Genomic DNA, 7,823 nt, shown 5'->3' with positions numbered 1-7,823 from the left:
CCCCGCGGATGATCCGCGGGGCGCCCCACCCCGTCCTCATGTACGACGTCGTCACGTACGGAAGGGAACACCAGGGCGCCGGGTGACCGGCCGGCGTGGCCGTTCACGGCGGCGACCGCCGTGGGGCCGGGCGGGTCAGGCCAGGCCGATGCCCGGGGTGGCCGCGCCCGCCAGCCAGATGATCGCCAGCAGGGTGTCGATCGCGCCCAGGACCAGCGCCACCAGGGCGGGGGCCGGGCGGGCTCCCGACCATGAGCGGCCCATGGCCAGCCAGCCGCAGACGATCGCCACCGGGCCGAGAACGATGCCCAGTACGAAGAATCCGGCGATCGCGCAGATGGCTCCGACGATTCCCAGCGTCGCGCGATCCGGCCCGGTCCGTGACCACGTCCGGCCACGTGAGCGGGGGTACCTGCGCGTGCCGTGTCCGAAGCCCGCCATCGTCAACTCCCTGGTTCGGCGTTGGACTTGACGAGTAACCGCTGTGGCGGACTTCATGCCCGCGCGGACCGGACCGTCGGCGCGCTGTCCCCCTCCGGCAGCGCGCCGCTGGCCGCGGTCACCCTTCCCGGCGGCGTCCACCTGCCCGAGGACCATGCCGTACGGAGGGCTTGACTTACTGTCACCTGCGGGGCCCGACGACGGGAGGGATCCGCGGCGTTGTCACCCTGATGAGGGAACTCCCGCCGCGAACCCCTCCGTTCGCCCGCGTCAGATGTGCGCCGCGCCCGCGCCGGCGCCCGCGTTCTCGCCCTTCTTGGTGAGGAAGGCGACGAGGACGGCGACGACGGCCACCCCGGCGGCGACCAGGGAGGCCGCGCTCATGCCGGAGATGAAGGTCTCGTGGGCCACGTCCGCGATCTTCCCGGCGATCACCTCGGGGGTGCCCGGAGGAACGGGGGCGCCGCCCTTCTGCACGGCGGTCGCCGCCCCTTCGAGTTGCTCGGGGGTCAGCGGCGGCAGTCCGGCGCCCGTCCAGTTGCCCGGGAGGTCGCTGTCGACCTTCGAGGCCATGACGGCACCCAGCACCGCCGTACCGAGGCTTCCGCCGACCTGCATCGCGGACTGCTGCAGACCGCCGGCGACACCGGACAGCTCCAGCGGCGCGTTGCCCACGATGACCTCGGTGGCGCCGACCATGACGGGGGCGAGCCCCAGGCCCAGCAAGGCGAACCAGAGCGACATCACGGCGCTTGTGGTGTCCGTGTCGAGCGTCGACATGCCGTACATGGCGAGGGCGGTGAGGGCCATGCCGCCCGCCAGCGGGATGCGCGGGCCGACCTTGGTGATCATGGCGCCCGCGAGCGGGGAGCCGACGATCATCATGCCGGTAAGGGGCAGCAGGTGCAGACCGGCGTCGACCGGACCCAGGCCCCGGACACCCTGCAGGTAGAAGGTGACGAAGAACAGGCCGCCCATGAAGGAGATGGCCATCAGGACCATCAGCACCACACCGGCGGACAGCGGGACCGAGCGGAAGAGGCCCAGCGGGATGAGCGGCTCCTTGACCTTCGTCTCCCAGAAGGCGAAGAACCCGAAACTGGCGAGCGAGCCGATGATGAAGGCCCAGACACCGGTGTCGCCCCAGCCCCACTCCGGAGCCTTGATGATGGCCCAGACGAGGCAGAACACCGCGGCGGACAGCGCCGCGATGCCGAGCAGGTCGAAGGAGCGCGGCGCGTTCTCCGCGCGGTGATCGAGCAGGATCCACACGCCGAGCGCGACGGCGAGGACGCCGACCGGCACGTTGACGAAGAACACCGACTGCCAGCTGACGTGCTCGACGAGGACACCGCCGAGGATCGGGCCGCCGGCGGTGGAGGCGCCGATGACCATGCCCCAGATGCCGATGGCCATGTTGAGCTTCTCGGCCGGGAAGGTCGCGCGCAGCAGGCCGAGCGCGGCCGGCATCAGCAGGGCGCCGAACAGTCCCTGGAAGACACGGAAGACGATGACCATCGTGATGCCCTGGGACAGCCCGATGGCGGCCGACGAGGCGGCGAAGCCCGCCACGCCGATGAGGAAGGTCTGGCGGTGCCCGAACCGGTCGCCGAGCTTGCCCGCGGTGATCAGGGAGACCGCCAGCGCGAGGAAGTACGCGTTGGTGATCCACTGCAGATCGGACCAGGTGGCTTTGAGGTCCTCGCCGATGGCGGGGTTGGCGATGGCCACGATGGTGCCGTCGAGGGCCACCATCATGACCCCCACTGCGACGGTGATCAGCGTGAGCCAGGGGTGTCCGCGCATCCCCTTGGCCGACGTCGCGTCCGAGGGGACCGCCGGCGCGTCGCCCCCCGACCCCGTCGTGTCGATGGTGGTCTGACTAGTCATGTGTTCGAGGCTAGTGACAGTCACTGACAATTGACAAACCGATTCACAAGTCGGTAACTGACACCTATGGAAACGTTGCGCGAACGCAAGAAGCAGCGCACCCGGGAGGCGCTGCTGCGTACCGCGCTGGAGCTCTTCACGACACGGGGGTACGAGGACACCACCGTCGACGACATCGCCGACGCGGTCGATGTGTCGCAGCGCACGTTCTTCCGGTACTTCGCGGGCAAGGAGGAGGCCGCCCTCGCGCTGCAGGAGATGACGGAGACGCACTTCCTGCGGGCGGTGCGCGCCCGGCCGCCGCACGAGGCCCCGATGGAGGCGCTGCGGCAGGCCGTCCTGGACAGCTGGGACACGCTCAGCGAGGTGGTCGAGTCCGTGGCGCCGGTCGAGGTGTTCCTGCGCATGTACCAGGTCATCGAGTCGACGCCGGTCCTCCTCGCCGCCCATCTGCGGCGCTCGCTGGAGACCGAGGAGGCGATCGCGCGGGTGCTGGCCGAACGCGAGGGGGTCGACATCGACGCGGACCCGCGGCCGCGGCTGGCCGTGGCCGTGTTCGGCGGGGTGATGCGGCTGACGGAACGCCGGTGGTGCACCGGCGGGGACACGAGCCTGGACGCCATACGGGCGTTGGCGGAGCGGTACCTGGAACAGGTCGGTCCGGCCCTCACCGGGAGCTGGCGAACAGGCTGAGAGGGTCGGCCCGTTCACGCCACCTTGATCCAAACGTGATCCGTGTCACTTGGTCAACGCGAGACCCTCTCGTTCTCCTAGTGTGTCCTCCCAGTGACTTCCTTCGACACCACCCCGCAACTGAACGTCTGGCGCGCTCTGCTCGCACTGGCCGTCGTGTTCGTGATGCTGGCGACCACGGGCTGGACCGCGCTGCGGCACGAACGCGGCACCGCCCCGCTCGAAGCCTCGCTCAGCGCCTGGGAGCACGGCAGTCTCGCCGGGCGCCGGCTTCCGGCGGCGGACTCCTCCCCCGCCCGGCTCGCCTCGTTCTTCGCCTCCCTCACCGAGTACCAGCGTTCGGATCTCGTACGCCGCTATCCGCTCGCGGTCGGCAACATGAACGGCGCCCCGGTCGACCTGCGGTACCGCGCCAACCGCGTCGCGCTCCGCGAGGCACGTGAGGTCGAGCACAAGCGCGTGCACGACAGCGGTCTCACGCCGGACGGGCAGCGCGAGGCGGCACACCGCGAGGAGCGCTTCGGGTCGCTGCTGCGCTCCGACCGCCAGATCCTCGCCTTCGACCCGGCCGGCACCGGACGGGCCGCGGAGGTCTTCGGCGACCTGGACCGGGCCGAGCGGGTCTCGGTCGTCGTCCCCGGCGTCGACACCGACGTGCTCACCTTCCAGCGCACGCACCGCAGGTACTCGGCCCCGGTCGGCATGGCCCGGTCGCTGTACGACGCCGAGGGCCGGGCCGCCCCCTCGACGCGTACGGCCGTCATCGCCTGGGCCGACTACACCGCGCCCGGCGGTCTCGGGCTGGACTCGGCGACCGCGACGCGCGCCGCTGACGGGGCCGTACGGCTGAACGCGCTGCTGCGGGCGCTGCCGGGCCGGTCGCCCGTCTCGCTGTTCTGCCACAGCTACGGCTCGGTGCTGTGCGGCCTGGCCGCGCACCGACTGCCGGGCCGGGTCACCGACATAGCGGTGGCGGGCAGCCCCGGTATGCGGGTCAAGCGGGTCTCGCAGCTGCGCACGTCCGCGCACGTGTGGGCGATGCGGGACGCCGACGACTGGGTGCAGGACGTGCCGTATCTGGAGCTCGGCGGCCTCGGGCACGGCGAGGACCCGGTGTCCTCGGTGTTCGGCGCGCGGGTGCTGTCGGCGCGGGACGCGAAGGGGCACAGCGGCTACTTCGAGCCCGGCACGGAGAGTGTGACGAACTTCGCGGCGATCGGCGTGGGCGCGTACGAGTCGGTGCGGTGCGCCGACGGCACCGTCGGGTGCCGTGCGGGCCTGCCGGACGCCGCGTCGGCCGGACGCGCGTAGAGACGAAAGGAACTGCGGTGTGCGCGGGGTGGGGACGGAGGAACACGTGCCGCATACGATGAGCCGCATGGGTGACGTACTGGCCGGATTTCATGCCGCCTGGGAGTTCGAGTCCGACTCCGTACTCATCCGCTACGAACGGGGCCTCAGAACACCGAAGCTGTTCCAGGCCCTCGGGGAGCGCCGCGTCCCCTACCGGGCGATCGCCGACGCGACGCTGACGCCGGGCAGACGCGGGACCGTGGTGCTGCGTCTCGAACTGCGCGCGGGCGCCGATCCGTTGCTGGCGGCGGCCGCGGGGCAGCTGAAGGAGGGCAGCGACCCGTACCGGCTGGTGCTGCCGGCCGAGCGCGAGACGCTCGCCGAGTACTACCGCGACGAGGTGCGGGACCGGCTGACCGGCTCCGGGGCGGTCGAGGACTTCCTCGTGGGCGCGCCCGAGGCGCCGTTGCAGTTCAAGGCATATGACGGAAAAGCCTCGTTCGATGGGAAAATCGTCCATTTCAGGTGGTTCTGGACGGGTGCGTCCTCGGCGAAGTGGAAGGCCGGCGACCAGAGTTTCCCGCTGGCCGAGCTGAGCGGTGTCGAATGGCGCTCGCCCGAGGTCTTCGAGGGGCATCTGCGACTGCTGCGGCAGGACTCGGCACAGCAGCCCGCGCAGGCCGACCAGGACCCGGCGGCCGTCGTCTTCGGGCTCGGGTACGGGCCGGTGCACGAGTCGCTGCCGTTCGCCGCGGCCGTGCTCGCGGCGGTCCGCCGGGCCGGACCGGTGGCCGTGCCGCCGGCCGGGGCGCCGCGGCGCGACCCGGCCGACATCGCCGAGCGGATCCGTCATCTCGGCGAGCTGCACCAGGCGGGGCTGGTGACGGACGAGGAGTTCGCCGGCAAGAAGGCGGAACTGCTCGCCGAGCTGTGAGCGCTCCTACTCCCGGCCGGCGGAGGTGAAGGACATGTCCGCGTAGCGGGTGCCGGCCACCCGCTCCGCCAGCGGCTCCAGCAGGGCCAGTTCCGCCGCGTCCAGTTCGATGCGGGTCGCCGCCGTGTTCTCCTCCACGCGGGAGGGCCTGCGCGTGCCGGGGATCGGGACCACGGGGAGGCCGTGCACCGCCGCGCGCTGCTGGACCCAGGCCAGGGCGATCTGGCCGGGCGTCGCGCCCCGGGCCCCGGCGAGGGCGCGGATCGGCTCGAGCAGGGCCGCGTTGACCGAGGCGTTCTCGCCCGTGTACCGGGGCTGCTGACGGCGGAAGTCGTCGGCGCTCAGCTCCTCGGCGCGGGCGAAGGACCCGGTGAGGAAGCCCCGGCCCAGCGGGGAGTACGGCACCAGGGTCACACCCAGCTCGCGGGCGGCCGGGACGACGCCGGACTCGATGTCCCGGCTGAACAGGGACCACTCGGACTGGACGGCCGCGATCGGGTGCACCGCCTGCGCCTGGCGCAGTTCGCCGGCCGTGACCTCGCTCAGGCCCAGCTGCCGCACCTTGCCCTCGCGGACCAGTTCGGCCATCACGCCGACGGTCTCCTCGAGCGGCACCTCCACCTGGCGGCGGTGCATGTAGTAGAGGTCGATGACGTCGACGTCCAGCCGCCTCAGACTCGCCTCGACGCACTGGCGGACGTACGGCTCGTCATTGCGGATGATCCGCTTCGTGAGGTCCTCGGGGTCGATCGCCAGACCGAACTTGGTGGCGATCACCACCTCGTCGCGGTGCGCCTTGAAGAACGGCGCCAGGAACCGCTCGTTCTCACCGCTGCCGTACGCGTCCGCCGTGTCGTACAGCGTGACGCCGAGGTCCAGTGCCCTCTCCAGGGTGGCCCGCGAGGCGTCCGCGTCGACGGGGCCGTACGCGAAGCTCATGCCCATGCAGCCGAGGCCCTGGACACCCACCTCGGGGCCGTCCGCCCCGAGGCGCGCCGTCGCCGTCCTGCCGTCGCTCATCTGGCCTGCTCCGTGTTCTCGTCCAGGTAGGCCTCCCGTTCGAAACGGCGGCCTGCGTCGGCATAGAAATTGATCTTCCGGTCGAGCACCGCCAGGGTGTCCCGCAGTTCGGCGATCCGGGCGAGGACGTCGCGGCGGGTCGCCTCCAGCAGCTCGAAACGCTCGCCGAAGGTGTGGTCGCCCGCGCGCACCAGCTCGGCGTAGCGGACCATGTCGGCGACCGGCATGCCGGTGAGCCGCAGCTTCCCGACGAGGTCGAGCCAGTCCAGGTCCCGGTTGCTGTACCGGCGCTGGCCGGTGTGCGAGCGGTCGATGTGCGGCATGAGGCCGATGCGCTCGTACCAGCGCAGGGTGTGGGCCGTCAGGCCGGTGAACGCGACGACCTCGCTGATCGTGTAGCTGTCCTGCCCCTGGGGGCGCCGGTCCGGGCGCGGCGGGGCGGCGCAGCTGTCGGTGCTCGTGGTCTCCATCACCGTCATGGCGTCCACGCTATGGCCTTGGAGTGCGCTCCAAGCAAGCGGAAACGGTGAGAAACGCGTGGCACATGGCGCGATCTCCATGGCCGCCGGATACGGACGCTGTCGCCTACGCCGTGTCCCGGCCCGGGACAGGGAGGCTTAGGCTCGACGGCATGTCGCTGAGCAGCCTCGCACTGATCGAGAACTGGCCTGTTCCCACCGCCGCCGCCGGAGTCGTCCGGGCCGACGGCACGGTCCTCGGTACCCACGGCCCCGTCGGACACCGCTTCCCCCTGGCCTCGGTGACCAAGCCGCTGGCCGCCTACGCGGCCCTGGTCGCCTACGAGGAGGGCGCGGTCGAACTCGACGAGCCGGCCGGGCCGGAGGGCTCGACGGTACGGCATCTGCTCGCGCACACCTCGGGGCTGGCCTTCGACGAGCACCGGGTGACGGCCCCGCCCGGGGAGCGGCGGCTGTACTCCAACGCCGGGTTCGAGCAGCTCGGGGACCACATCGCCAAGGCGACCGACATCCCGTTCGCGGAGTATCTGCGCCAGGCGGTGCTGGAGCCGCTGGGCATGACGGACACCTCGCTGGACGGCTCCCCCGCGAAGGACGGCGTGTCCACGGTCGGGGATCTGCTGCGGTTCGCGGCGGAGGTGCAGGCGCCCCGGCTGCTGGACCCGCGCACGGTCGCGGAGGCGATGACCGTGCAGTACCCGGGCACCAAGGGCGTCCTGCCGGGGTACGGGCACCAGAACCCCAACGACTGGGGGCTGGGCTTCGAGATCCGGGACGGCAAGGCGCCGCACTGGACGGGCGCCGCGTCCTCACCGCGCACCTTCGGGCACTTCGGCCAGTCGGGGACGTTCCTGTGGATCGACCCGGACGCGGGCGTCGCCTGCGTGGCGCTCGCGGACCGGGCGTTCGGGCCGTGGGCGGCCGAGGCGTGGCCGCCCTTCACGGACGCGGTGCTGGCCGAGGTGTAGCCCCGGTCGGCGGCCGGGCTTTCAGGCTCCTGTCCAGCCGGCGGGGCGTCCACGGACGCCGGGTGGATCAGTGCGGCGTCCGCCGCCGTGGCCGTTCGGCTGACG

At 71.8% G+C, this 7,823-nt stretch carries 8 protein-coding genes; 4 read left to right on the top strand and 4 right to left on the bottom strand.

Annotated features, from left to right (window positions below):
• Positions 1 to 135: 135 nt before the first annotated feature.
• Positions 136 to 441 carry a small hydrophobic protein gene (locus ACFRAC_RS03305; protein ID WP_361344362.1) on the bottom strand — a complete coding sequence of 102 codons (306 nt, stop codon included), beginning with the start codon at positions 439 to 441 and terminating at the stop codon, positions 136 to 138.
• A gap of 270 nt (positions 442 to 711) precedes the next feature.
• Positions 712 to 2,247, bottom strand: coding sequence for an MFS transporter (locus ACFRAC_RS03300; protein WP_382919941.1), 1,536 nt, complete (start codon positions 2,245 to 2,247; stop codon positions 712 to 714).
• A gap of 150 nt (positions 2,248 to 2,397) precedes the next feature.
• Here ACFRAC_RS03300 and ACFRAC_RS03295 point away from each other — a divergent pair, with 150 nt between their 5' ends.
• The 3 genes from ACFRAC_RS03295 (at position 2,398) to ACFRAC_RS03285 (ending at position 5,251) form a co-directional block, all read left to right on the top strand.
• Entirely contained in the window at positions 2,398 to 3,024 is a 627-nt protein-coding gene (locus tag ACFRAC_RS03295) for a TetR family transcriptional regulator (RefSeq protein ID WP_382919885.1), read from the top strand.
• 93 nt (positions 3,025 to 3,117) lie between these two features.
• On the top strand, positions 3,118 to 4,335 hold the full coding sequence (locus tag ACFRAC_RS03290; RefSeq protein ID WP_382919883.1) for an alpha/beta hydrolase: 1,218 nt from the start codon (positions 3,118 to 3,120) through the stop codon (positions 4,333 to 4,335).
• A 67-nt stretch (positions 4,336 to 4,402) separates the two neighbouring features.
• On the top strand, positions 4,403 to 5,251 hold the full coding sequence (locus ACFRAC_RS03285; protein ID WP_382919882.1) for a DUF4429 domain-containing protein: 849 nt from the start codon (positions 4,403 to 4,405) through the stop codon (positions 5,249 to 5,251).
• Between the two features lie 6 nt (positions 5,252 to 5,257).
• On the opposite strand, the gene ACFRAC_RS03280 is transcribed toward ACFRAC_RS03285, so the two are convergent.
• Positions 5,258 to 6,271: an aldo/keto reductase gene (locus tag ACFRAC_RS03280; RefSeq protein ID WP_382919880.1), complete on the bottom strand. Its 1,014-nt coding sequence runs from the start codon at positions 6,269 to 6,271 to the stop codon at positions 5,258 to 5,260.
• Positions 6,268 to 6,750: a MerR family transcriptional regulator gene (locus ACFRAC_RS03275; RefSeq protein WP_382919879.1), complete on the bottom strand. Its 483-nt coding sequence runs from the start codon at positions 6,748 to 6,750 to the stop codon at positions 6,268 to 6,270. The genes ACFRAC_RS03280 and ACFRAC_RS03275 overlap by 4 nt, the downstream gene beginning before the upstream one ends.
• Before the next feature lie 152 nt (positions 6,751 to 6,902).
• On the opposite strand from ACFRAC_RS03275, the gene ACFRAC_RS03270 reads away from it, so the two are divergent.
• On the top strand, positions 6,903 to 7,718 hold the full coding sequence (locus ACFRAC_RS03270) for a serine hydrolase domain-containing protein (protein ID WP_382919877.1): 816 nt from the start codon (positions 6,903 to 6,905) through the stop codon (positions 7,716 to 7,718).
• Positions 7,719 to 7,823 lie beyond the last annotated feature (105 nt).

Source organism: Streptomyces sp. NPDC056628, from assembly GCF_042792555.1.
Lineage (GTDB): Bacteria > Actinomycetota > Actinomycetes > Streptomycetales > Streptomycetaceae > Streptomyces.
Note: the sequence above shows the minus strand (reverse complement) of the source record. Positions and strands in the feature narration are given on the sequence as shown.

Excerpts from the sequence above, each read along its gene's own strand:
- ACFRAC_RS03305 (WP_361344362.1), bottom strand. The coding sequence starts at position 441 with ATGGCGGGCTTCGGACACGGCACGCGCAGGTACCCCCGCTCACGTGGC.
- ACFRAC_RS03300 (WP_382919941.1), bottom strand. The coding sequence starts at position 2,247 with ATGCGCGGACACCCCTGGCTCACGCTGATCACCGTCGCAGTGGGGGTC.
- ACFRAC_RS03295 (WP_382919885.1), top strand. The coding sequence starts at position 2,398 with ATGGAAACGTTGCGCGAACGCAAGAAGCAGCGCACCCGGGAGGCGCTG.
- ACFRAC_RS03285 (WP_382919882.1), top strand. The coding sequence starts at position 4,403 with ATGGGTGACGTACTGGCCGGATTTCATGCCGCCTGGGAGTTCGAGTCC.
- ACFRAC_RS03280 (WP_382919880.1), bottom strand. The coding sequence starts at position 6,271 with ATGAGCGACGGCAGGACGGCGACGGCGCGCCTCGGGGCGGACGGCCCC.
- ACFRAC_RS03275 (WP_382919879.1), bottom strand. The coding sequence starts at position 6,750 with ATGACGGTGATGGAGACCACGAGCACCGACAGCTGCGCCGCCCCGCCG.
- ACFRAC_RS03270 (WP_382919877.1), top strand. The coding sequence starts at position 6,903 with ATGTCGCTGAGCAGCCTCGCACTGATCGAGAACTGGCCTGTTCCCACC.